The following is a 778-nucleotide window of genomic DNA, read 5'->3' as shown; positions in this document are numbered from 1 at the left end:
CGAGGTCGAGGATGCGGGTGATCGCGGTCAGGTTGATCCCGGCGGCGGTGAGGTCGGTGATGCGGCGCAGGCGGGTGAGGTCGTCGTCGCTGTAGCGGCGGGTGCCGCCGTCGCTGCGCGCGGGGGTGAGCAGGCCGTGGCGTTCGTAGAGGCGCAGGGTCTGCACGCCGATCCCGGCCAATTCCGCGGCCACCGAGATCCCGTACACCGCGCGCCCGGGATCGACTCGACGGGCTCGTTCTGTCACACGCACTCACCTCCACCAGCTACGAAAGTTTTTCTATCGTAACCCCTTGCGCTCACATAACGACAGTGCTAAAACAAATCTATGCCAGACAGCATAGGTTGTCTGGATCGACTGCACACAGATTGGAGTGTTGGAGGTGGCGACCATGCTGATGCGTACCGATCCTTTCCGTGATCTGGACCGTCTCACGCAGCAGGTGTTCGGCACGGCGGCCCGTCCGGCGGTCGTGGCGTTGGACGCCTGGCGTGACGGTGAGGAGTTCTTCGTCGAACTCGACCTGCCCGGCATCGACCCGGACTCGCTGGACCTCGACGTCGAACGCAACGTGGTGACCGTGAAGGCCAGCCGCCCCGCCCTGGATCCGGGGCGGACGATGATCGCCGCCGAACGCCCGCGCGGGGTGTTCTCGCGACAACTGTTCCTCGGCGAGGGCCTGGACACCGACAACATCGCCGCCGACTACACCGACGGCGTGCTGCGGTTACGGATCCCGGTCGCGGAGAAGGCCAAACCACGCAAGATCACCATCGC

Annotated in this window: 2 protein-coding genes; one reads left to right on the top strand and one right to left on the bottom strand. The window is 65.6% G+C overall.

Going from position 1 to position 778, the window contains the following annotated elements; genetic code table 11:
- On the bottom strand, positions 1–247 hold a 247-nt coding region (locus tag ON30_RS06540), incomplete at its 3' end, for a MerR family transcriptional regulator (protein ID WP_040704920.1).
- 130 nt (positions 248–377) lie between these two features.
- On the opposite strand from ON30_RS06540, the gene ON30_RS06535 reads away from it, so the two are divergent.
- Positions 378–778 (top strand): Hsp20/alpha crystallin family protein (locus ON30_RS06535; protein ID WP_174387398.1); only part of this gene is annotated, 401 nt, incomplete at its 3' end.

The organism is Nocardia takedensis NBRC 100417, assembly GCF_000308695.1.
In the GTDB taxonomy this organism is placed as follows: Bacteria; Actinomycetota; Actinomycetes; order Mycobacteriales; family Mycobacteriaceae; genus Nocardia; species Nocardia takedensis.
Note: the sequence above shows the minus strand (reverse complement) of the source record. Positions and strands in the feature narration are given on the sequence as shown.